A 24,267-nucleotide genomic window follows, 5' to 3' on the forward strand; every position below is an offset into this window, starting at 1 on the left:
CTTAGCACCCGTGGTGGCGCGGGCAGCTACACGGCGGGGTCACCGATCGTGACGGCGTACAACTTTCCGTCGGCGTAGTCGGTCAGGTAGACCGACCCGTTTGGGCCGACCGTGATGTAGCGCGCGGACGCGGGCACGAAGCCGACCCAGTAGTCGGGAAGGATCACGATCGGGTCGCGGCCGGCCGTGGACTGGTCGGTGCCGAAACGTCCAACAGACATGTTGGTCGTCCTGTCGATGACGGTGACGGTCATGTTGTCCGAATTCGCTACGTACAGGTTGCTCCCGTCGACCACCAGATCCTGTGCGCCGACGGGCACCAGGATTCGTCCGATCTGCCTGTTGTAGGTGGCGCTGGCCGGATCCGTGTCGATCACCGCCACTGCGCTGTAGCCGCCGGTGATCATCCAGTTCGACCCCGTCGAGTCGGTGAAGAAGGATCCGTAAGGCTGACCGCCGACGCCGCGTTGGGCGATCGTCACGCCGTACGTGACGTACGCGCGCTTGCCGTCGGGGCTCAGCGCAATGTTGCCGACGCTGTTCGTGTACTCCTGGTAGGAGCCGTCGCCGGTGAACACAGGGCCGACAGTCACATTGGTCGCCGACATTGTCGTCGTGTTGATCACAGTCAGACTGCCGCCCTGGGTCCCGTACAGGCGCGTGCCGTCTGGGCTGACCTCCAAATCGGTGAAGGCCCCGAGTGGATCCGTGCGCAGAAGCCTGTTGGCGTCGTTGGTGGTGTCGAACACGCTGATGGTGCCGTCGGTGGCATTGATGTAGAGACGATTTGAGCTTGCGGCGACCTTGGCGACCCGGTTCGGGTAGGTGAAGGTGTAGTCGTAGTAGCCGTCGTAGTAGCTGCCGTCCTGTACGGGGACGGTGATCGTGCTGATGACCGTATTGGTGTTCGGGTCGATCACCGACACCGTGTTGGACAGCGAGTTGGTCACGTAGACGCGCTGACGTTGAGTCGTGTCCACCGCTGTGATGCTGATCGGGCCAGACCCCACGTCTATTGTCTTCACGACTTGGCTTGTCGCCGTATTGATTACGGAAACGGTGCTGCTGTCGTAATTGACGACATACGCATTGTTGTTCTTCAGTACGACAACACCACTCGGGCCTGTTCCGACGTCGACCGTGTTGTTCGTCGTCGGCGATGTCGGCGGCAAGGCAGCAGCGACCTGCACATTGACCGTGGTGTAGACGGTCGCAGTTCCGTCGGTGATGTTGACGCTGAACGTGTCGTAGTCCAACCCTGGTGTCTGAGCTGCCTGTGTCCGCGCCGCCTGACTCGGGGTGTACGCGAAGTATCCGCTGCGTTGGTCGAACGTGACGGTGCCGCCTTGCGTCGGCGAAGATGCAACGGTGTAAATCAGCGTATCGCCGTCGGGGTCTTGGACATTCACGTACCCGGTAACAACTCCAGTGACGGCGTCGACGGTGCGCGGAATGGTGCTACCCGGCACCCACGGTGCCCGGTTGGTCGTCTTCACGGATTGCATTATCGGTACCGTGAACGTGACGGAGTCGGAGGACTGCCCGTCGCTGGCGACGACAGTGATGGTTGTCGAGTCCGGACCCTGGGATGCTGCCGCTGCAGTCCGAGCTGCAGCCGTCGGCGTGAAGGTGTACCTCGAACCCGAGAATGAGACGGTACCGCTGGTCGGCTGTACAGCAACGCTGTACGTCATGGGATCGCCATCGGGGTCAGTGAAATTCAATGATCCAGATACCGCACCGGACGTGTTGACGATGGTGTCCGCCGACGGGGCCCCGTGCACCGGCGCGTGGTTGGGCGAGTTGGGCGGCAGGACCGGAACCGAGAATGTCACGGGTGTGGACAGCTGACCGTCGCTCGCCACCACGGTGATATTGACCGCATCGGGGCCCTGTGAGATCGCGGCCGCATCGCGGGCAGCCTGATTGGGCGTGAAGGTATACCTCGAACCGACGAGTGTGACGGTGCCGCTGGACGGTTGCGTGGGGACACTGTACGTCATCGGATTTTGATCGGGGTCAGTGAAATTCAGCAATCCCGAGATTGCACCGGTGGTGCCGTTCTGAGTATCGATCGACGGAGTGCCGGCCCGCGGCGCCCGGTTCGGCGTCGGCAAAACGGTAACGGTGACGGAGGCCGTGGTCACCGAGGCACCGAACGGATCGGTGGCGCGGATGGTGAAGGTGTCGGTGGCCGGCGTTTGGGCAGCCGCGTCGCGTGCGGCCTGGGTAGGCGTGTAGGTGTACGTTCCCGCAGCCGGGTCGAATGTGAGCGAGCCCTTCGTCGGTGCCGCGACCGCACTGTAGCTCAGCGGGTCACCGTCCCAGTCTTTGATGTTCATCAAGCCGGAGACTGCACCGTTGCTTTGATTCGCAGCACCCACAGTCGGATTCGCCACAGCCACGGGTGCCGTGTTGCCGCGGTTGAACTGCACCACCCGAACCGCCCGATCGGCCCAGTCGGTCACCACCAGCGCGCCATCGGCACGCACCACCGGCACGTGGTAGTTGATCTCCGACGCAGAATCGATCTGCACCGTACCGACCACCGCACGGGTCTTGGTGTTGATCACACTGATCGTGTCATTGCCATTGGCCACATACAACACCGACCCATCACGGCTGAGCGCCAACCCGTCCGGCTTGGAACCAACCGTAATCGCCGACCCATCAACCGTATTGGTCACAGTGTTGATCGCCGACACACTGCTGGAACCGTAATTGGTCACATACGCCCGCGTCCCATCGGCACTGATCGTGATGTTCTGCGGATTCGTACCGACCCTGATCGAATCAATGGTCGACGTCGTCGACGGATTGACATCGATCTGCTTGTTGGTAGTCGCATCGATCACCGCCACCGAGGAACTGCTGTACCGCGTCACATACACCCGCGGCTGACCATTGACCGTCGCGAACGCGACACCCCGCGGATTGCCACCCACCGAAACGTTGGTGACCAACACCGGCGACGCACCGCTGACATCAACCACCGACACACTGCCCGACCCGTAATTGGCCACATATAACCGCGTTCCGGTGCTGTTGAGCACCATCGACTCCGGACTGGTGCCCACCCGCACCGAACCCACAACCGTGTTATCCGACGTCCGGATCACCGACACCGTCCCGCTGGTCCGGTTCGACACAAACACCCGTGTTCCATCGGCACTGGCCACCACTCCGCTCGGCGCGGTGCCGACTACGATCGGACTTCCCACCACCGCACCGGTCTTCGTGTTGACCACCGTCACCGTATTGGCGCCTTTATTGGCCACGTAAGCCAAATCCCCCACCAACGCCACCCCATACGGGGTAGCTCCGGTCACATTCGACGACGACGCCTGATTGACCCACACCGCAGGCAGTTTCGGCACGGTGACGCTCACCGGCGTCTGACCGCCCTGCCCGTCATCGACAGTGACTGTGAACGAATCGAAATCTGGCGTCGACGTCGACGCCGCAGCCAACCGCGACGCCACCGTCGGCGTGTACTTGACCTGACCGCCGCCCAACAGCTCAACCGACCCTCCCGCCGGCTGTCCAGTCACGGCATAAATCAACGAATTACCGTCTACGTCAGAGGCATTCAACGCCACAACCACCACACCCGTGGCCTGATCCGGCGAACCCACCACCGGAGCCACCGCCGGCGCGGAGTTCACCACGGCGCCAGCCATCATCAAACTCGTCTGTGCAGGATCCGCAACCGTCTTCGTCATCGCCTGGTCTTCGACCAGTCCGTCTTGCGTCTTGCGGCGCATCGCCGCCAGTCCGGCCAGCAACAGCGGCGATTCTCCTGGAGTTTCCGGAGCGTCACCGTCCGCGGATGGCGCCACTCCGACAGCCGACAACAGGTCCGTCTCCAACGGCTTCACGTCCGGCTTTGGCGCCGACTTCACCTCCGGCGCGACCGGCACCGACGCGGTCGTCAGCGTCGGCGATGACACTTCGGGCGCGACGTCGACAACCCGCGTCCCCTTTGGTTCCGGATCACTGGCCGGCTCGGACTTCGGCTGCACCTGCGAGCCGATGTCACCCACCGGCTGCTCCCTATTCGTATCGTCGCCGCTCGACGGCGGGCGCACCGTCTTCTTCTTCAGCTTCTTCGGCGTCACATCCGCGGCCGACCTGTCAGAGCCCGACTTCTTGTCCTTCACCACGGACGTCGTGGCGGATCTCTTACCGCCGCCTGCGCTGTCGGTGTCCTTCGGCGCGTCGACGGATGAGGGCGACGGCTGGGACGAGTCGGACGAGCCCTGCGACGGAGGCTGCGGATCTGACGGCGCTGACGTTGACGAGTCCTTCGAGGAATCCGTCGTGTCCGCCCACGCCACACCCGGGGTGGTCGCCACGGCAACACCGACCCCCAACGCGACCGCCAAGCCACCAACCCGACCGATATACCTGGCGTAACCCATCACGACCACCCCCAAGTCTGGACGCGAAACAACAGCTAGAGCCCTAGGAACATGGTCGGCTGCGGATCGCAGGCGGGATTAGGTAGTCGCATACTCGATTTTGCGGCCACGATGAAGGCGCTACTTCACCGGCTGGGTACGCTGGCGCCGATGAAGCTCGACGACAATCAGGCCTCTATCCGCGAGTCGATCGACGCCGGCCTTCTGGCGGGTGCGGTCACGCTGGTCTGGCGCGCCGGAGAGGTGCTGCAGGTCAACGAGCTAGGACATCGCGATGTCCACGCCAACCTGCCGATGCAGCGCGACACCATCTTCCGTATCGCGTCCATGACCAAGCCCGTGACCGTCGCCGCCACCATGACCCTGGTGGACGAAGGCAAACTCGCGCTGGCCGATCCCGTCGCCAAGTGGCTGCCCGAACTGTCCAACATGCGGGTGCTCGGCGCCCCTGGCGGCCCGCTCGACAAGACACAACCGGCGCGCAGGCCGATCACCGTCGACGATCTGATGACCCACCGCAGCGGACTCGCCTACTTCTTTTCTGTGGCAGGCCCATTGGCGAAGGCCTACTCGCGCATCTCGCCACGACAGGGCCCCGACCGCTGGCTAACCGAGGTCGCGGCGTTGCCGCTGCAACATCAACCCGGCGACCGGATGACATACAGCATCGCCACCGATGTGCTGGGCATCCTTCTCGAGCGCATCGAAGGCAAGACGCTGCAGGACGTGCTGACCGAACGGGTGCTCGGCCCGCTCGAGATGGCGGACACCGGATTCTTTGTGCCGGCGGCCAATCGGAGTCGCGTGGCCACGATGTACAAGCTCGAGGATGACGACACGCTGAGCCATGACGCAATGGGGCCGCCGCCGATATCGCCACCGCCGTTCTGCATGGGCGGCGCCAACCTCTTCTCCACTGCCGACGACTATCTACGCTTCGCCCGAATGTTGTTGGCCGGTGGCGAACTCGACGGTGTGCGGGTGCTCTCGGAAACGTCAGCACGGTTGATGCGAACCGATCGGCTGACCGACGAACAGAAGCAGCATCCCTTCCTCGGCATGCCGTTCTGGATCGGCCGGGGCTTCGGGCTCAACCTCTCGGTCGTCACGGACCCCGCGAAGTCCCGTCAGCTGTTCGGCCCCGGCGGGCTCGGCACATTCGGCTGGCCGGGCGCCTATGGCACGTGGTGGCAGGCCGATCCGAGCCAAGACCTGATCTTGCTCTACCTCATCCAGAATCTGCCGAACTTCGGTGCGGACGCGGCCGCCGCCGTGGCGGGCAACACCGCGTTGTTGAAACTTCAGTCGACACAACCGAAATTCGTCCGCCGCACCTATCAAGCCCTCGACGTTTAGATGCCGTCAGTTCTGATCAGCGGAGCCGGTATCGCGGGGCCGGCACTCGCGTTCTGGCTCACCACGCGCGGCTACCAGGTGACGATCGTCGAGTTGGCTGACGGTATTTGCCCCGGGGGGCAGACCGTCGACCTGCGCGGCGCAGGCGGTGATGTGGTCGACCGCATGGGACTGATCGACCAGATGCGTCAGCGTTCGCTCGACCAGCGCGGGGTGGCGTGGATCAAAGCCGACGGCACCCGACGTGCGGAGATGCCGGTCACCGCGTTCAACGGCAACGGGCTGGTCTCCAAGCTCGAGATCCTGCGCGGTGACCTGGTTGACGTGTTGTATCAGGCCACCAAGGAGCACACCGAGTACCGCTTCAACACCCGCATCGAGACTCTGGAACAGACCGAGGAAACAGCCACAGCCGTATTGAGCGACGGCACAAGCTTGTCCGCTGATCTGATAGTCGGATGCGACGGACCGCATTCGGCGGTACGGCGCTTGGTGTTCGGGCCCGAGGAACAGTTCGTCAAGCCGCTGGGCGGCTACAACGCATGGTTCACCGCGCCCGACACCGTCGGACTGGACGGCTGGTATCTGATGTACCAGGCACCTGGGCTCAACGCATCGATGCGACCATCCCGCGATCCGGCGCGGTGCAAGGCGGGGCTGGCTTTCCGCTCGCACCCGGTGACCTACGACCGACGTGATGCCGACGCGCAACGCGCTTTACTGGCAGAGCATTTCACCGACGCCGGCTGGCAGTGTGACGCGTTGCTGTCGGCCGCGGCGACGGCCGATGACTTCTATTTCGACGCATTCGCGCAAGTACACATGCCGACCATCTCGCAAGGGCGCGTGACCCTCGTGGGTGACGCCGGGTACTGCGCCTCGCCGCTGAGCGGGATGGGCACCAGCCTCGCGCTTGTCGGCGCCTACGTGCTCGCGGGCGAACTCGGGCCTGCCGAAACCCTCGATGCGGCCCGGCTCGGTTCGGCGCTGCGCGGCTACGAAAAAGTGATACGGCCCTATGTCGACCGGTGTCAGAAACTGCCCAATGGTATCGACGGCTACCTACCGAAATCAGCCACCGACATCGCTGTCACCGCCCAGGTCATGAAGTGGATGCAACGCTGGCCGTTCCGGCCGCTCGCCGAGAAGAAATGGTTCACCACCGCAGAAGCTATCGATCTGCCGGACTACGACAAGTATTGACCGGCATCACCTGCTCTGCGGCAAGCAGCTTGGCCTCTGCGATCCGGTAGACGCCGTCCAGCGCCGCCTCCTCGACCCCCACATATTCACTGACCACTTCGGGCGCGACGCCGGCCTCCCTCAGCCGCAACGCCAGGGAGTACGTCAACGGGAGCTTCCGCAGTGCACTCTCGTGAGGGGTCAGTTCATCGGCCACATGACCAGCGTGCGCCCGGTTCGGGGAAACCAAGTGAGTAGACGCCTACTCGATTTTCTTTCGGGGCCACGTTGGCTGACACGCTAAGCCGACGTGGCCAACTGGCCTATCGCGCGCGCCAATTCATTGCGATCACGAGCACCGACACGGCCTGCGGCCCGATACATGTGGCCCTCAACTGTGCGCACCGACAGTTGCAGTCGCTCGGCGATTTCACGGTTGGTCAGGCCGCTGCCTGCCAGCATCACCACTTCACGCATCCGGCCGGTGAACACGGCAGGAGCCGCGGCGTCGGTGAGCGCAGGCGTGTGCACGTCGCCGCACCGTCCCGCCAGTTCGCGTGCCCGATTCGTGGCCCCCAAGGCCGATCCTCGCCTGCCCGCCTGTCGCAGCGCGACGGAAGCCTGCGCGGCCGCGTCGGCGGCGGCAAGCACGTCACCGAAATTTTCGTAGTCGGCGGAGACCGCCATCAGTTCGTCGCCGTCGCGCCCGGCCCGCGCGGCCGCGGGCCGGGCCGCGACTCCCACCCGTCGGCCGCCGACCATCTGCACCAACTCATCGAGGCGCGTCAACGTCGATGCATCACCGAACCGGGTCGCAGTCTGCAAGCACAGCACCTCGCGTGCCGGCTGGCCGCGCGACGCACAGGTCACCGCAGCGCTGCGGGCCTCCGAGATCGCCCCGGTCACCGCGCCCGTCGCCGCCGAAATCCACGCGGCGGCAAGCATTTCCATCGGCTCCAGCCATACCGTCTGAGGTCGGCGGAGTGATGCGAGCTTGCGCAGACACCGTCTCGCGGCATCGACATTCCCACCCACCGCCAGCGCGATCGCCAGATCGACGTGATAACGACACAGCCAACCGCCCATGAACGCCGGCCGGTGCGCCGACAGTGCGTCACGCAACTGCCGTACGGCGAGGTCGACGTGCCCGCGGCCGAGATTCGCCGATCCGGTCATCAGCGCCACCCAGCGATATACGTCGGGTGGTTGATCGTCGTCGCCCACACCGTCGATCGGGTCCGCTGCATCTGGCATTCCCAGCAGTTGCAGCGCGCCGCTGTGCGCCTCGGCCAGAGCGAACCGCAACAGCCCGGTCGCCGCTGAAGATGCGCCAAGGCCGCGACTCGACCGGGCAATCGCAGCCAGTTCCCGATCGCGTCCCGATTCGCCTGCGGCGATCACCTTCACGATCGTGGCGAGCATCGCGGAGAAGTCGTCGGTACTGGTGTCCTGCGCCACGGCGTCGGCGCCGGTGGTCGCCGCGGCGAGGTCTCCGGCGCACACATCCAAGAAGGCTCGCATCGCGGCGAACCCTCCAACGGTCGATCCAGACGTCGCTTGCTGCAACACCGCGCGCGCGTCGTCGGAACGCCCTTGGAAGTAGAAGTTCCTCGCTAGCCCCAGCGCGATGTATTGGCGGGCGTCGCACGGCGGTTGCTCCGAGGTCAAAAGTGTTTCCGCGGAGGACAATTCGCCCGCGATCGTCTGTGCCTCGGCGTGGGCAAGTGATGCGCGCCAGCCGCCACCTGCGGCCGCGGCGGCTTGCGCGAACCTGACTGCCAACCCGGGATCACCGCTCCACAGCGCCGCCTCCCCCGCACGCAGCATGTCCTCGGTCGTCGCCGTGATGTCCGATTCCAACTGCAGGGTCCCGCGCCGCAGAATGTGTCTGGCGTCACCGTCCGCCTTCAGCCGTGATGCGACGGTCCCCCGCAGCCGCCGCATCCGGATGTGTCCGGCTCGGAACCGGCGCACCTCGCCATAGAGCGGATGGGCAAGCCGGACAGAGGGTTTGTCGCCACCACCGACCTTGATGAGGCCGCGCGTCTCGGCTTCTTCGACCGGTTCGTGTCCGACGATGTCCACGAGCACCGACAGCGACAGCGGCTCGGCGACCGACAGCACATCGATGGTGTCGGCGACCACGCCCGTGAGATCACCGATCTGGTGCTCGATCAACTCACACACTGACGACGGAACGACTTCGCCCGGCAGCCACGTCCATATGCCGTCCGAGCGACGCAGCCTGCCTGTACACATCTCCTGGTCGACGATGCGCCGCAAAAAGCTCACATTGCCGCGCGTCAGGGTCCACAGCCGGCGCTCGCTGACAGGGTCCACCGATCCCTCGAGTGCGATTTGCAGCAAAGCCAGGCACTCCGCGTGGCCGAGCGGCTGCAAGTCGAGTCGGTGCACCGGCCGGTCACGCCACAGCGTCGAGACGGCATCAGGAACCACCGCACCGGTGCAGACGGTGAATACCACGCGAGCCAACCGCCGATCGACGAGTTGCTGCAGCATGAACGCCGACGTGTCGTCGAGCAGATGGGCGTCGTCCACCACCACGATGCATGGCCGTGAGCCGACGCCGTCGGTCAGCTCCCTGATCACCGTGTTCGCCGCGGGCATCGGCTCGGCCACATCCCCGGGCAACCAGTTGACGAATGCGCCTAGCGGAATGCCCCGTGCGGCGGACGACGCCGCAACCGACCGCACGACCGCGCCGGCGCAGCGCACCACAGCCTCCTGTGCGAGCCTGCTCTTACCGACGCCGAGGCTGCCGAACACCACCACGCCCGCGCATTCGCTGGATTCGGCCAGCGCCTCGGCGATCACGTCCAACTCTTCGGCTCGACCAACGAGCGGCCAGCCCCCCAGCTCCACCACGGTCTTCAGTCTGGTTGGGCCGCCGTTTGCTGACTACCGTATGCACCCGAAGCATCGACCGAAGTCTTTTCCCACGGCACTAGGAGGCCAGCGCCGACGCCAGCTCATGGCGGGATCGGATTTCGAGCTTGCTGTACGCATTCGACAGATGCATCTCCACGGTTCGCAGCGTGACGAACAGCGACTGCGCGATCTCCTTATTGCTCGCACCCACCGCCGCGAGCTCGGCCACTCGGCGCTCACTGGCGGTCAATGCATCGGCCCCAACGCCCGCCCGCCGTCGCGGACGTCCGCCCGCTGCGCGCAGTTCTTCCTCGGCGCGGTCGGCGAGCGGCGTGGCCCCGCATCGATGCGCAAGCTCCATACCGCCGCGAAGAACAGGCCGGGCCGACTCGCTTCGCCCGTCGCGTCGCAGCGCCGCGCCGAGGTCCACCAGCGCTTGCGCACGCCACAGCAGCGCCGGTGAATCAGCCAGGGCCTCGGCTGCCTCGCGAAGCAAGTCCAGCCCGCGCTGACCGCCTTCGAGCAGGCCGGCGACCCGAAGCGCGCCGCCGAGCCTGCGCCGCGATTGCGCGACGGTGGCCGACTTCATCGCTTGGTCGACGGCTTCGCGGGCCGCGTCGTGGTCACCGAGGTTGCACAGCACGGGCACAAGTGCCACGCACGCGTCAGTCGTCCACGGCCACAATCCGCGACTGAGCCGCATCCATCGCAACGCTTCCTCGAGATCGCTGCGTGCTCGGACATCGTCGCCCGCTGCCGCGCGCAACCGCCCGCGAGTGAGCAACGGCAGCACGGAGAACAGATTTCCCACGAGCTCGCCGTCCATTCCGAAGTCTGCGAGCAGCGCTTCGGCCTCCTCGACACGGCCCTGATCCGCCAGCGACTCGACCGCAACGCCGAGGCCCGGTGTCTTGGTGTAATCCTTGGTCGCCAGGATGTCGCATGCGGTGCGGGCATCGGCCTCGGCGCCACGCAAGTCGCCGCGCCTGCCGCGGGTCAAGCCGCGCAGCCACAACGCCCGCGAGAACCATTGCAACGAGCCGTTGCGCTCGGCGTGCCGCGCGGCACGGGACAGGATGTGCTCAGCGACCTCGTAGCGCTCGGCTTCGATCAGGCAGATCGTGACGTTCGTCCGCCACAACGGGTGCCCGCCCTGGCTGACCAATGCCGGGTGGGCCGCCGCCTGCTCGGCGAGATCGCCTGCGACCGCAACGGGGCCGCCTTCGAGCGCCCGGCGCGCGACGAATGACCTCAACAGACATTCCGCCGCGGTGAGGGCGGGCAGATCGGCGACGCGTGCCGCCTCGTCTTCGAGCTTGACGGGCAGGTCCGGATTGAGCATCAACGCGCCCAGCCGTGCCGCGTCGAGTTGTAGCGCCAATTCGCGATCGTGGGGCCGGACTTCCTCTGCGGCCCACTCGTAGAGCGGAAGCTGCTCACGTTGCTTGGGCGGGTTCGGATGCGTCGTCCACGCCAACGCGATGATTGCCCGCGCCCGAACGAGCGGGTCCGTCGCGGTCTCCCCGGCTTCTCGGAGGTGCCCCGGCGCGGCCAAGTCACCCAATTCGTGTTCGGCGTTGCCGAGTTCGAACAACACCGACGGCCGGTCGTCGGGGTTGGGTGGCTCAGCGAGCGCCCGGCGCAGCTGCTCCACAGCGGTGTCGGGCGCACCGCCGGTGAGTGCCGAGCGTGCAGACTCCCGCAACATCGCGACGACGGTGGGGTCGCCGCTGGGCGCAGTGGCGATCAGATGAATGGCGATGGCACCGGGATCGGCCCTTTGGTCGGCAAGCAGTTTGGCGGCGCGCCCGTGTAGCTCACCCTGCTCGGCCGCGGACAGGTCGTTGTAAATCGCGGTCCGCACAATCGGGTGCACGAAACGCAGCGGTTCTCCGGCGGCGAGCACCGCCAGGTCGACCAGCCCGGCGGTTAGGGCGCTGGCTTTGCGGACATCCAGCCCGGCCAATTCGGCGCACATCGTGAGCCGGGCCTGCTCGCCGAGGACGGCCGCCGCGCGGGTCAGCGACGGGGCCTGCGGATCGAGCCTGCTGACACGCAGCAGTACTGCGGCAGCAATCCGCTCCGGGCCGAGCCGGTCAACCGCTTGAGGATCAATTGCGTTGGCGGGTAGCGCATCTCGACGGAATTCGCCGAGCAGCTCGGAGAGCAGGAAGGGGTTCCCTCCCGTCGCTTCGCCGCATGCGCGGCACAACTCGTCGCTGGCGTCCTCGCCGAGACCGTTCCTCACCAGGCGGGCAACCGCGGGCTCGCCAAGCGGCCTGGGCCGCAGCACTGGCGGGCGAGCCTCCAACACCAGAGACGCCAGCACTCCGCGGGGCCGATCGGCCTCGGTGCGCAGCGCGACGGCGACGACGACCGGCAGCCCGGCGAGCCGGTGGGCGAGATGGAGCAGAAACCGCAGCGACGGATCGTCGGTCCACTGCACATCGTCGATGGCGAGTAGTAGCGGAGCGCGCTCGGCCAAGTTGACGACGAGCCAGTAGAGGCCGTGCAGGGTGGCGAAGGCGACGTCACCGGTCTCCTCGGCGGCGGAGACATCCTTGAACACCGGCTCGGCCAAGCGTGCCGCGCCGGCCAGGAGTCTTTCGTGTTCTGCGTCGTCGGCACCGATCACCGCGCCCTCGAGCAACTGCCGGACGATGCCGAAACCGAACCCCCGCTCCAACTCGCCGCCCCTGGCTGTCAATACGGTCATGCCAGCCGCTCGCGCGCGGCTGCGCAGCGCGTCGAGCAGCACCGTCTTACCGATGCCCGCCGGGCCCTCGATGAGCAATACGCCACCGGTTCCTGCGGCCGCTTCGGCCAGCGCAGCGTCAAGGGCTGCGAGATCGTCCTCGCGCTCGAACAGCAGTGGCTGTTCGTTCGAAGAAAAGACTTCGGCTGACTCTTGTGGCATCAACTCTGGCGCGGTCCCCCCGTTCCGTTAGACCATCAACTCCATATCCTGCCTCGATGGCTGCGATTTCCGGGTAGGGACGGCGCGGATTGGCATAACGTTCGAGCTCATGGACCATGGGGGAAGGCGCCAGGGCTGATGCGACAGCGGAGCAGACTGGCCAATGTGCTTGCCTGTCTGACGCTTGTCGCGGGCGGTTGCGCGACGGAGAGCGCCTCGCGCACCGAGGACGACCTCACGACGCTGCGAGTGGCCATGTTCCCCAGCGGCAGCACTCTTCCCGCGCATACGGCGCTGACCACAGGGATATTCCAACGTAACGGACTACGAGTCGAGTTCACCGAGGGCATGGACCTTCCGGTGTTCATGGCGGCGTTGGCCAAGGGCCAGTACGACGTCGTGATGAGTGTCCCGACGCTGGTCATGATCGGTGTCGAGAAAGGCATTGACGTGCAGATCATTTCGAGTCTGCAACGGTCATCGCAACAGCGGCCCAACGCGGTGTGGATCAGTAAGGACCCCCAGATCGATTCACTGGGCGAATTGAAAGGCAAGACCATTGCGGTGCCATCGCTGACCGGAATCATCATCGACGCGGTGGTCTATCTGTTGGGTCGCAGCGGTATCGCGCGCGACGAGGTGAAGTTCGTTCAAACACCGTTTCCGACGATGGGCGACCAGCTTGCGGCTGGTCGCGTGGATGCTGCGGTGGCGTCGATTCCCTTCAACGACGCCATTGCCGCTCGCGGGTTTCGGTTGCACGACGACGTCATCGTGGACGCCGTACGCGAGGCCAGCGCGGGAGCCGTCGAGTCGGCGATGACGTCGGTGTGGGTGGCGTCGCGCGCGTTCGGACGAGATCACGCCGAGACAGTGACGGCCTGGCGCAAATCACTGAACAGTGCCATCGAACAGCTGGAAGGCGACCCCGCCCAGGCCCGCCGGATGATGCAGGACTGGTTGAAGATCCCCGCCAAAATACTCGACACGGCCCCGTTGCCGGATTGGGATGTCGCGATCACGCCGCAGGAACTGCCGCCCTACGTCGCCATCTCGAAAGCCGTCGGTTCGACACGCGGTGACCCCGACGTGAACACGCTGGTGTGGCAGGGGTCGTGAACCGGCTGCTCTACAAGGTCGACTCGGTGGGCGTTCGCCTTCCTGCCGTCGACGGGCCACGGCAGGTGCTCGCCGACGTATCGTTCGACGTGAACGCAGGTGAGATCGTCGGCATCATCGGACGTTCCGGAGTCGGTAAAACGACGCTGCTGCGGGTTCTCGGCGGCTTGCTCGAGACCACAGGTGGCACAGTCATATTCGACGGCGACGAGGTGCAGCGACCGCCGGATGGGGCGGTCACGCTATTCCAGGACTACGGTAACGCGCTGTTGCCGTGGCGCACAGTTGCACGAAACATTGGCCTGGGGCTGGAAGGCCGGGTGAGCCGCGAGGAGCGCCTGCGACGCGTCGCGGACGCGTTGAGCATGGTCGGCCTGTCCGACCGGGGCTCCGACTATCCGTGGCGCCTCTCGGGAGGCATGGCGCAGCGGGTGCAAATCGCGCGGGCGCTCGCCTTGGAACCGAAGGTGCTGCTGATGGATGAGCCGTTCGGCGCGCTTGACGCGATCACCAAGGCCTCGTTGCAAGACGTTCTGCTGAGCATCCAGCGCGAGACCGAGGCAACCGTGGTGTTCATCACGCACGACCTCGACGAGGCGATCTACCTCAGCGACAGAGTGCTGGTGATGAGCGGCAGCCCGGGCACCATCACGGTCGCCGTCGATACCGAACTCCCGCGCCCGCGTGACCAATTGGCGACCCGGGAGCTGCCCCGCTACTTGCAAGTGCGCCACGTCCTTGGACAGGCGCTGCGAGCAGGCAATGGTTAGCCGTTGGGCGGCTGTCGTCGTGCCGGTGGCCGCGTTGGCCGGCTGGCAGGCGTTGGAGTCGATGGGTGCCATCCAGTACGAGTACCTGCCGTCGCCCCGGGCAGTAGCAACCGCCCTTCTGGATCTGGTGCGCAGCGGCGAACTGGCCGCCGATGTCGCGCACACGCTCGGGGTGGCGATGCTGGCGGCCGCGGTCAGCATGGCGGCCGGCGCGGCGCTGGCACTGGCCATTGGATTGGTGCCCGCCGTGCGCCGTTACTCGATGGCCTCCGTTGACTTCCTGCGCACCATACCCGCCGTGGCTCTGGTGCCTATCGCGGTGCTCACCTTCGGTCCAGTCCGGACTGCCGAGGTGACGCTGGCGATGTACGCCGCACTGTGGCCAATCCTGTTGCACACCGCGGGCGGGGTCGCGGCGGTGCATCCGCGGCAGTACGACGTGGCTCGAATGCTGCATCTGACACAGACCGCGATATTGCGCAAAATTGTTGTGCCGAGCGCAGTTCCGGCATGGCTAGTGGGCGCGCGGATGGCGGTCGTCATCGCACTTCTGGTCGCGATCGTGGCCGAGATGATGATGTCGTCACGAGGGCTGGGGGCCGGTCTCATCGAGTCGATGCACGCGCTGACCCCCGCCCGCATGTGGGCCTACGCATTGGTCTGCGGAATGCTCGGATTGCTGCTCAATACGGCTGTGCGGTGCGCGGTCCGCATCGCATTGCCCGGTGCGCCGGCACAATCATCTGGTGACCGACCGACGCCGACACCGCCCATCACCGCGATCCAAGGACTGCTACCGATCGCTGCGCTGCTGCTCGTATGGCAGTTGAGCACCTCCGCCAATTCGCTGTCGTTCCCACCTCCTGGCGAGTGGTTCAAGGCCATCGCGCGGATGCATGGCGGCGGCGTGCTGTCTTCCGCGGTTCTGCATTCATTGGGTACCTACACGCTTGGTCTGGCATGCGCTGTCGTGACCGGCGGTATCGTCGGCGCCGCGATCGGCGCATCGCAACTCGTCGACCGCGCACTCACTCCCACAATCGATTTCGTTGCCGCGGTGCCGGGAGCGGCACTGGTTCCGGTCGCGGTGCTACTCCTTGGCCCGGGTCAGCTCGGCGCTGTGGTTGCCGTCGCGCTGATCGTGTCGTGGCCGGTCCTGCTCAATACCGCGGCGGCCATGCGGTCGATACCTGCGGTCCGACTGGAGATGTCGCGGACGATTGGGCTCTCCCGATGCCAGCGGTGGACCAAGGTCATCGTGCCGTCGCTGATTCCCGGCTCGATGCTGGGCGTCCGGGTAGCGGCGTCACTTGCGGTGATCATCACGTTGCTGGTCGACATCTTCGGCGCCGGAACGGGCGTCGGACGCCTGCTGGTCGAGAGCCAGCAGCGCTTCGATGCCGCGGCGGCGTGGGGACTGCTGCTCCTTGTGGGGTTGTTCGGCTACTTGGTGAGCTTGTCGCTGTCCTGGTTGGAGGGCAGAATCGCGACCGCTTCAGTCCCCGACGCCTTGCGGGCATAGGCCCGCACGTCGGCATCGCTGTCGTCGAGCGCCAATTGCAATGCCTCGCGCGCTGCCGGGTCATCCCCGGCCCACCGACTCAGGGTGAGCACCGCGGCCTTGCGCACGTCGAGGTGCTGGTCGGTCAGCAAGCCTGCCAGCATCGGCACCGCAACGGCTGGCGCCGCACCGGCCAGCGCCCTTGCTGCGCCCTCGCGCACCTGCCAGGCCGGCTCCTTCAGTGCGCGGCGCACCTCCACGAGATCGTCGTCGCGGCAACCGACCGCGCCGAGCGCGGTGAGTGCCGCAGTGCGGACCAACGGGTCTCGGTCGACGACCAGCAGGCGGACCGTATCGACGCCCGCACGCAGCGTGCCAAGCCCGTTGGCAGCCGCGATCCTGACTTCGCGGTTGTCGTCACATGCCGCGGCGGCCACACCGTCGGCGTCATCGACCGAGACCAATGCCCGGACAGCCTCGATGCGGACTCGGTGGTCCACGTCTGCCAAAGCGGCGCGGTAGTGCTCCCGCTCGCCGCAACGGCGGGCACTGAGCAGATACACCGCGACAGCACGAACCATCGGATCAGAGGAATCGAGTTGTGCCGCAACCGCTTCCGGCGATGGCAACACCTCGACCAGCTCGCGCACACTGTCGGCGGTGATGCGGCGCACCTCGGCGTCACCGTCATCGAGTGCGGTGATCAGCGCGTCGGCGTAGCCGTCCGGCAGATTCTCGACCAGCGTTGCGACGGCGGTCCGTCGTACACCGGGATCAGGGTCAGCCAGGTAGTCGTCCAAATCTGCGAGTGAAGGTGACTCGAGCGCAAGCACTTCCACGATCCGCGGCGACGGCGGCTGGCTCGGGCCGGCGGGCCGTAGCCGGGACGCGGTTGTGGCAGGCGCCCGTCCGCCGGCCAGTCCAGGCTGGTCGACGTGCTGCACCGGATCGTCGGACGGCAGGTGTTCGAGTCCGGGCACCGGCACGAAATACGGGGCGACGGGCCGCTTCAGAAATTCCATCGAGCCGTCGGCAGCCTTGCGCAGGTTCAGGTGGTAGCGCCACTGCTCGTCGTCGCGGTCCGGGATGTCGGCCCGGTCGTGGTAGAGCCCCCACCGTGATTCGGTTCTGGTCAGCGACGAGCGGGCGGCCATCTCGGCACAGTCCCGGATGAACGACACCTCGACGGCGCGCATCAACTCGTGCGGTGTGGTGGCACCCATCTCTGCGATCTCATCGTGCATCCGCTCGAAGGTCTGCACGGCGATCGACAACTTCGTCGCCGTCTTGGGCGGTGCCACATAGTCGTTGACGAATCGGCGAAGCTTGTACTCCACCTGTGGTTGCGGCGGGCCGTCGGGCTGACAAAGCGGGCGGTAGACCAGTTCGTGCGCCTCCTTGAGTTGATCCTGCGGAAGTTCCTTTGGCGCCTGCACGCTTGCCAGTGTCGATGCGGCGTGTTCTCCCGCCAGGTCGCCGTAGACGAACGCCCCGATCATGTAGTTGTGCGGGACGCAGGCCAGGTCACCCGCCGCGTACAGGCCCGGCACAGTGGTGCGGGCGTGTTCGTCGACCCATACCCCCGAGGCGGAATGGCCGCTGCACAAACCGATCTCGGAGACGTGCATCTCGACGTCGTGGGTGCGGTAATTATGCCCGCGGTTCGCGTGGAAGGTGCCTCTGGTGGGCCGTTCCGTGGTGTGCAGGATGTTCTCCAACGCCGTCAGCGTCTCGTCCGGCAGGTGCGACACCTTCAAATAGATCGGGCCGCGCGCGGATTCGATCTCCCGTTTCACTTCGGACATCATCTGACCCGACCAGTAGTCCGAGTCGACGAACCGCTCCCCCAGCGCGTTGACCTGGTATCCGCCGAACGGGTTAGCCACGTACGCGCACGCCGGTCCGTTGTAGTCCTTGATCAGCGGATTGACTTGGAAGCATTCGATGCCGGACAGTTCGGCTCCGGCGTGATAGGCCATCGAGTAGCCGTCACCGGCATTGGTGGGGTTCTCGTACGTACCGTACAGGTAGCCCGATGCGGGCAGGCCGAGGCGTCCGCAGGCGCCGGTCGCGAGAATGACCGCCTTGGCGGCGACGGCGACGAATTCACCTGTGCGGGAGTTGAGTGCGGCGGCACCGACGGCCCTGCGTTGCCTTGTCCCGTCGCTGCGCTCGCCCAGATCCTCGGTGAGCACGCGCACCGGCATCAGCCGGTTCTCGATCGTGATCTTCTCGCGCATCGACCGTTGCCGGAGCACGCGGTACAACGCCTTCTTGACGTCTTTGCCTTCGGGCATCGGCAACACATAGGAGCCTGAGCGGTGCACTCGGCGCACCGCGTACTCGCCATGTTCGTCCTTCTCGAACTTGACGCCGTAGCGCTCCAGGCGCTGCACCATCGCGAAGCCGCGCGTCGCGGTCTGATAGATGGTGTGTTGGTTGACGATTCCGTCGTTCGCCCGGGTGATCTCGGCGACGTAGTCCTCCGGCCGGGCCTTGCCAGGGATGACGGCGTTGTTCACCCCGTCCATGCCCATTGCCAGCGCCCCCGAGTGACGCACATGCGCCTTCTCCAGCAGCAGGACTCGAGCGCCGTGCTCGGCGGCGGTCAACGCCGCCATGGTGCCCGCTGTTCCGCCGCCGATGACCAGCACATCGCAATCGAGCCGAGCCGTGTCGGCCAGTTCAGGTATCTGCATCATGAGTGATCAAGAGCCGTGATGATGTCCGCACGGAGGCCTTGTCGACCGACCCGGTCGGTGCGCGGCTCCGGCACGTCGATGACGGCGCGCACCGGTCGGCCGACACGGCCCAGCACGGCGACCCGGTCGCCAAGGATGAGCGCCTCGTCGACGTCGTGGGTGACGAACACGATCGTCGTCGGATGGGCACGCCAGGTGTCGATGAGCAACCGCTGCATGGCGGCCCGGGTCTGGGTGTCCAGCGCGGCGAACGGTTCGTCCATCATCACCGCCCTCGGAGCACCGGCAAGCCCGCGTGCCAGCTGTACGCGTTGGCGCATACCGCCCGACAGGCTCTTGGGAAGATAGTCGCCGAAACCGGTCAGTCCGACTTCCTCGATCCAACGCTGCGCCTGCTTGCGCCGCGCAGCGCGTGGCTCGCCGCGCAGCTGCAGCGCGAGTTCGATGTTGGAACACACTGTGCGCCAGGGCAAGAGTGCGCTGTCCTGGAAAACCATGCCACGGTCGCGCGAGGTGGTGGTGACCTCTTGCCCGTCCGCCAGCACCCGGCCTGCGTCCGGACGCAGCAGACCGGCAAGCGCTCGCAGCACTGTCGACTTGCCGCATCCCGACGGTCCGGTCAGTACCAGGATCTCGCCCGGCTGCACCGTCAGGCTGAGCCCGTCGACGACCGGCGCGCCGGTATAGGACAACCGGACGTCGTCGAGTTCGAGCCGCAGGCCCTGGGCCACAGCCGTCGTCATCGCACGTTCTCCTCAGCGCGGGGCAGCCAGCGGGTAGCACGCATGCCGATCAGTTCGACGGCGGCGGCCGTTCCGAAGCCGAGCACGCCGATGGTGATGATGCCGACGAACACGTCAGGATAGTTGAGCACCGTGTAGGCCTGCCAGGTCCGGTAGCCGACACCGAGGCGGCCCGAGATCATCTCGGCCGACACCACGCAGATCCAGGCCACCCCCATGCCGACCGACAGACCGCCGAACAGGCCGGGCAGGATGCCGGGTAACACCACGCGCCGCAGCACATCCCACGAATTGCCGCCGAAGGTGCGGACCGAGTCCTCCCATATGGTCGGCAGCGCGCGCACGGCGTGGCGGGTGCTGACCATGATCGGGAAGTAGGCGGCCAGGAACGTGATGAACACGATTCCCGCCTCGTCGGTCGGAAACAGCAGGATCGCGACGGGAACCATCGCGATCGCCGGGATGGGTCTGGCCAATTCGGTCAGCGGCCCGAAGACGTCGGCGAACGCCGCCGACCGACCCAGCAAGATCCCGGTGACCACACCGACCACCGCGGCGAGCCCGAAGCCGGTCAGGATGCGGATCAGCGACTGCCCTAGATCGAGCCAATACTCCTGGGTGCCAAGCCGATTGAGGAACGCTGACGCGATCTCGGTGACCGTCGGCAACGTGTCGAACCGCAACCACAGTCGGACGTGGTTCGCAGTGAGCACCTGCCACAGCCCGATGGCGGCGATGACTGAGGTCAACCGGATCAAGCGGCGGCGCCACTGCGAAGCGTGCCTCGGGCGCGGCACGACCGGACGCGCTATCGGTGTTTCGAATACGCCCGGGACGACAGCGTCAGCGGGCCCAATTACGCTCCTCGCGTCCGCGGAAGTCATACGGCGCCCACCAATGCCTGGCGGTAGTCCACCCCTGCGCTGTTGGGATGCGCCGCGATGTAGCGCTGCGCGCCTGCCGGCGTGCCGAATGGCAGATAGTTCTGGCCGTCTCGCACCCAGGCCGCCTTGTCGGCGAACCACCGCGTGCCCAGTTCGGTGTCGGGCACGTAGGCCGCACGGACCTTCGACCCCTTCGCGGTCGCGTCCCGTACGGCCTTCAACAGACAGGTCGGATTCGACGCCGCCTGTGTGGTGGTCGCGCCGTCCAGCCATAGTTCACTGGCCTTGCCTGGATCATTGACCGGGGCCTGGCAGACCGGGTCGGTGCCGCCGAGCACCGACGGGTTCGCGGTGTCGGCGACGGACTTGCCGTAGTCCTGGTTGCGCTCGGCGAAAGCCGCCTTCAGCGGCGCGTCCCGCACGAAGCCGGCCACATCGAGGTCGGCGAAGTCTCCGATCGACTTCAGGTACGGCACATCGCCTTTGAGCGCCTCAATGAGCGACGGTTTGAGTGTGGTGTCGAACGATGTGCCGCCTGGGCCGTTGTACAGATAGACGACCTCCTGGGGCAGTCCGCTGCCGTCGCCGACGATCTTCGCCGCTTCCAGCGGTTTGGTGTTGAGGAAGTCGGTGGCGTCCAGTTGAGCCTGCAGGAAGGCGTCGAGCACCTCCGGATGTTCAGCCGCATAGGCCCGCCGCACGACGACCCCGTGCAGGGTGGGATAGTTCAGCTCGGCGCCGTCGTACAACAGCGTGGCCTTTCCCTGGAATACCAACAGCCCCGGCCACGCAACGAACTGCGAAAGCGCTTGCACCTGACCGGATTCCAGTGCCGACGCGCCGACTTGCGGTTGCTGGTTGAGCACCTCGACGGCGGTCTTCGGATCGACTCCCGCCTCGGCCAGCGCCTGTACGAGCATGCCGTGTCCCGCAGACCCGACGCTGGCGGAGACCCTCTGGCCATTCAAGTCGGTGAGTTTCTGGGCGGGCGAATTGGGCGCCACCACAACCATGTTCAGCGCGCCCTTCGGGTTGTATCCGGTCACCGACACCATCTCGGTGCGGGCGCGTTCGTTAGCCTGAGTCTTGGAACCGTTGATCAGCATCGGGTAGTCACCCATCGAACCGATGTCGATCTTCTCGGCGACCATCTGCGCGGTGATCGGCGCACCGGTGTCGTAGTCCTGCCACGTCACGTTGTACCTGGTGCCGGTGCGGGTGGTGATGTCGTTGAGCCTGCGTTCGAGGTATCCCTGCGCGCGCAACAGCGTGCCTGCGGTGACGGTGTTGATGGTCTTCGACTGGTAGCCGATCACGACGTTGACCACGTTGCCCGATGACTGGCTCGTCGAGTCCAGCGAGCATCCGGTCGCCGCGACGGTGAGACCGGCGGCCATGGCGGCGAGTCGGAGCGAAAGCTTCTTCATGTGCGGGTCCTCAGCGGATCAAGTAGGGCATGTTGACGGTGACGGCGCCGGTGGGACAGCGGGCCGCGCAGGGCCCGCAGTACCAACACTCGTCGACATGCATGTAGGCCTTACCGTTGTCCGGGTTGATCGCCAGCGAGTCGAGCGGACAGATGTCGACGCACAGCGTGCAGCCCTCGATGCACAGGGACTCGTCGATGGTCACGGGTACGTCGGCGCGTTGGTTCACCAATGTCATGGTTCACTCCTGATCAGGCTGCCGCGCATGGTGATTCGGTCACCGCGCATCCGGATGTATTCGAGGTCGACGGGTCTGCCGTCGTCGAGGCTGGTGAGCCGCTCCAGCATCAGCAGCGGCGCTCCGTCGGGCACCTGCAACGTCGCCGCGGAATGCGGATCGGCCGAGACCGCCTCCAGCGCAAGTGTTGCAGCGCCGAGTCGTTGTCCGCTGACCTGTTCGATGAGTGCGAACACATCATTGGTCTCCAGCGGGTGCTCGAGCACCTCTTGCGCGATGTCGGGTGCAAGATAGGTCAGGTCGAGGCTCAGCGGCAGCTCGCCGAGGTGGCGCAGCCGCTCGATGAAGACGACCTGCGCGCCCGGCTCGAGCCGCAGCCGGCGGGCGACCGCCGGTGGCGCGGCCATGTGCAAAACCGCACGCACCTCGTTGCGCACTTCGCCGTAGTCTTTGAACGTCTCCTTCAGCCCGACCAGCGCATCGAGGCCGTGGTCGTACTTGCGGACCGCGACGTGAGTGCCGACCTTTCGGCTTCGGTCGATCAGCCCCTCGTTCTTGAGTACGGTGAGGGCTTCGCGAACGGTGTTCCGCGAGACGAAGAATTCGGCGGACAACTCGGCTTCGGCGGGCAGCCCGTCGTCGTAGGCACCGGTGTGGATCTGTTGCCGCAGCACATCAGCGACCTGGCGCGCACGGTCGGCGCGGGGCCGCTTCAGCGGCGTCGGCTCAGCTGACACGTCAAGCACGCTAAGAGGGCGGGCGGGGCCTGCGCAGCACGCACATCTCGACGTCGGCGCGGATCAACTGATTGCGCCACTGCCGACTGGCGGTCACCAGGCAAAAGAATGCGCCTGCAGCCCTATTGCGCCACTCGCTTCCGGCAGCCGAGTTTCAATCGCGCTGAGCGGAACCCCGTGCCGCCGAGACTGGAGTGGCCGTGCGGTCCAGTTGGGCGTTCCCGCTACAAGCGCAGCTTCGCGCAAAGTTGAGACCCGCTGTTACTGGATGCACCGCGACAGCACTCGACCGAACTGCAGGAGGCGTTGCATCTGGGCCAGGCCACCGTTGTCGACGGACTTGTAGTAGCGAAACGATTCGCAGTAGATGTCGGTTTCGGTGACCGACTTCTGCCGCGACCGGGTCACCAGTTGGGTGTACATCCGCAGCCGCACCTCCGACAGCCTGCGAGAGTCGTCGCCGAGCACCTCGTACTCGGCCGTCAAGACGTGGTCGGTGATCGTCGACAGCAGAATCGTCCGCACCGACGCATTGAGCACTCGGCGTTCCCGGTTGTCGGTGCCCGCCAACTCGTCGTCGGCGCGCCACATGATCAGCCGCCCGCCATCGGTGAGCACGACCTCCTGCCACACGGCTTCACCCCACGACTCCTCGGTGGAGCCGCGCGACATGATGAACGACTTGATCGCCGAAAGGTCGATGACCGAACGGATCTGGTCCAGCGCCAGTTCGGGATCACGCAGGTATACGCGGGCCGCCTCTTCGACGCTGGAATACGGTGCCCAGTCCTGCGGTACGCCCATCAACTACCCTCGCTGGTCCCCCGTATCGCTGCCGCCGCCGCCCGAATCTGCGGCGTCACCAGCATCACCTGGCCGAGCACGCCATTGACGAAACCCGGTGAGTCGTCGGTCGACAACTGTTTGGCCAGCTCGACCGCCTCGTCGACGGCGACCGGTTCGGGCACATCCTCGGCATGCAGCAGCTCCCACACCGCCACCCGCAGGATCGCCCTGTCGACGGCGGGCAGCCTGTCGAGCGTCCAGCCCTGCAGATGCGACGAGATAAGGTCGTCGACGTGCGCTGCGTTCTCGGTCACGCCATGTGCCACCGTCACCGTGTACGGGTTGAGCGGAGAGACGTCAGGTTCTTTGTCCGCCAACGCATTTCGCGCCTCGGCCACCTCCGCCGGGGTCAGCCCTCGCGCCTCGGCCTCGAACAGCAGGTCGACGGCACGCTTGCGGGCCTGATGGCGGCCACGGTCGGCGGGCCGAGCAGTTCGGCCACGGTCGGCGGGCCGACCAGTTTGGCCACGGTCGGCGGGCCGACCAATTCGGCCGGAGTCGCCTTTGCGATCAGGCATTCACCCGGCTCCCAATG

At 66.0% G+C, this 24,267-nt stretch carries 17 protein-coding genes; 5 read left to right on the forward strand and 12 right to left on the reverse strand.

The window, feature by feature from the left end:
• Positions 1-26 precede the first annotated feature (26 nt).
• Positions 27-4,355 (reverse strand): Ig-like domain-containing protein, encoded by a 4,329-nt coding sequence (locus tag A5724_RS30210; RefSeq protein WP_156752518.1) that lies wholly within the window; start codon positions 4,353-4,355, stop codon positions 27-29.
• 216 nt (positions 4,356-4,571) lie between these two features.
• Here A5724_RS30210 and A5724_RS30215 point away from each other — a divergent pair, with 216 nt between their 5' ends.
• Complete coding sequence (locus A5724_RS30215; protein ID WP_067811356.1) at positions 4,572-5,777, forward strand: serine hydrolase; 1,206 nt, start codon at positions 4,572-4,574, stop codon at positions 5,775-5,777.
• Positions 5,778-6,980, forward strand: a complete 1,203-nt coding sequence (locus A5724_RS30220; protein ID WP_067811104.1) for an FAD-dependent monooxygenase — start codon at positions 5,778-5,780, stop codon at positions 6,978-6,980.
• Here A5724_RS30220 and A5724_RS33440 read toward each other — a convergent pair.
• The 3 genes from A5724_RS33440 to A5724_RS30230 form a co-directional block, all read right to left on the reverse strand.
• On the reverse strand, positions 6,949-7,176 hold the full coding sequence (locus tag A5724_RS33440; RefSeq protein WP_082965355.1) for a hypothetical protein: 228 nt from the start codon (positions 7,174-7,176) through the stop codon (positions 6,949-6,951). The genes A5724_RS30220 and A5724_RS33440 overlap by 32 nt on opposite strands.
• A gap of 83 nt (positions 7,177-7,259) precedes the next feature.
• Positions 7,260-9,845, reverse strand: coding sequence for an AAA family ATPase (locus tag A5724_RS30225; RefSeq protein ID WP_082965356.1), 2,586 nt, complete (start codon positions 9,843-9,845; stop codon positions 7,260-7,262).
• A 79-nt stretch (positions 9,846-9,924) separates the two neighbouring features.
• A complete protein-coding gene (locus A5724_RS30230; RefSeq protein WP_067811109.1) occupies positions 9,925-12,765 on the reverse strand; it encodes a LuxR family transcriptional regulator in 2,841 nt (946 codons plus the stop codon).
• Positions 12,766-12,903: 138 nt separating this feature from the next.
• Here A5724_RS30230 and A5724_RS30235 point away from each other — a divergent pair, with 138 nt between their 5' ends.
• The 3 genes from A5724_RS30235 to A5724_RS30245 are packed head-to-tail and all read left to right on the forward strand — an operon-like array spanning position 12,904 to position 16,176.
• On the forward strand, positions 12,904-13,884 hold the full coding sequence (locus tag A5724_RS30235; protein WP_067811112.1) for an ABC transporter substrate-binding protein: 981 nt from the start codon (positions 12,904-12,906) through the stop codon (positions 13,882-13,884).
• Entirely contained in the window at positions 13,881-14,654 is a 774-nt protein-coding gene (locus A5724_RS30240) for an ABC transporter ATP-binding protein (protein ID WP_082965359.1), read from the forward strand. The genes A5724_RS30235 and A5724_RS30240 overlap by 4 nt, the downstream gene beginning before the upstream one ends.
• Positions 14,647-16,176, forward strand: a complete 1,530-nt coding sequence (locus A5724_RS30245; RefSeq protein ID WP_082965357.1) for an ABC transporter permease — start codon at positions 14,647-14,649, stop codon at positions 16,174-16,176. The genes A5724_RS30240 and A5724_RS30245 overlap by 8 nt, the downstream gene beginning before the upstream one ends.
• Here A5724_RS30245 and A5724_RS30250 read toward each other — a convergent pair.
• From A5724_RS30250 to nusB, 8 genes are all read right to left on the reverse strand, one after another.
• A complete protein-coding gene (locus A5724_RS30250; RefSeq protein WP_197518843.1) occupies positions 16,098-18,857 on the reverse strand; it encodes a fumarate reductase/succinate dehydrogenase flavoprotein subunit in 2,760 nt (919 codons plus the stop codon). The genes A5724_RS30245 and A5724_RS30250 overlap by 79 nt on opposite strands.
• The gene (locus A5724_RS30255; RefSeq protein ID WP_067811120.1) at positions 18,854-19,600 is read right to left on the reverse strand and encodes an ABC transporter ATP-binding protein; all 747 of its coding nucleotides are present in this window, start codon (positions 19,598-19,600) and stop codon (positions 18,854-18,856) included. Before A5724_RS30255 ends, A5724_RS30250 begins: the two co-directional genes overlap by 4 nt.
• Positions 19,597-20,484 (reverse strand): ABC transporter permease, encoded by an 888-nt coding sequence (locus tag A5724_RS30260; RefSeq protein WP_067811123.1) that lies wholly within the window; start codon positions 20,482-20,484, stop codon positions 19,597-19,599. Before A5724_RS30260 ends, A5724_RS30255 begins: the two co-directional genes overlap by 4 nt.
• A complete protein-coding gene (locus A5724_RS30265) occupies positions 20,481-21,911 on the reverse strand; it encodes an ABC transporter substrate-binding protein (RefSeq protein ID WP_067811126.1) in 1,431 nt (476 codons plus the stop codon). The genes A5724_RS30260 and A5724_RS30265 overlap by 4 nt, the downstream gene beginning before the upstream one ends.
• 10 nt (positions 21,912-21,921) lie before the next feature.
• Complete coding sequence (locus tag A5724_RS30270; protein ID WP_067811131.1) at positions 21,922-22,149, reverse strand: ferredoxin family protein; 228 nt, start codon at positions 22,147-22,149, stop codon at positions 21,922-21,924.
• Positions 22,146-22,895 (reverse strand): GntR family transcriptional regulator, encoded by a 750-nt coding sequence (locus A5724_RS30275; RefSeq protein ID WP_369830685.1) that lies wholly within the window; start codon positions 22,893-22,895, stop codon positions 22,146-22,148. Before A5724_RS30275 ends, A5724_RS30270 begins: the two co-directional genes overlap by 4 nt.
• Positions 22,896-23,147: 252 nt before the next feature.
• Positions 23,148-23,690 (reverse strand): hypothetical protein, encoded by a 543-nt coding sequence (locus tag A5724_RS30280; RefSeq protein WP_067811139.1) that lies wholly within the window; start codon positions 23,688-23,690, stop codon positions 23,148-23,150.
• Positions 23,690-24,250: a transcription antitermination factor NusB gene (gene nusB / locus A5724_RS30285; protein WP_156752519.1), complete on the reverse strand. Its 561-nt coding sequence runs from the start codon at positions 24,248-24,250 to the stop codon at positions 23,690-23,692. Before nusB ends, A5724_RS30280 begins: the two co-directional genes overlap by 1 nt.
• Positions 24,251-24,267: the final 17 nt, after the last annotated feature.

It is taken from the genome of Mycobacterium sp. ACS1612 (assembly GCF_001667505.1).
Lineage (GTDB): Bacteria > Actinomycetota > Actinomycetes > Mycobacteriales > Mycobacteriaceae > Mycobacterium.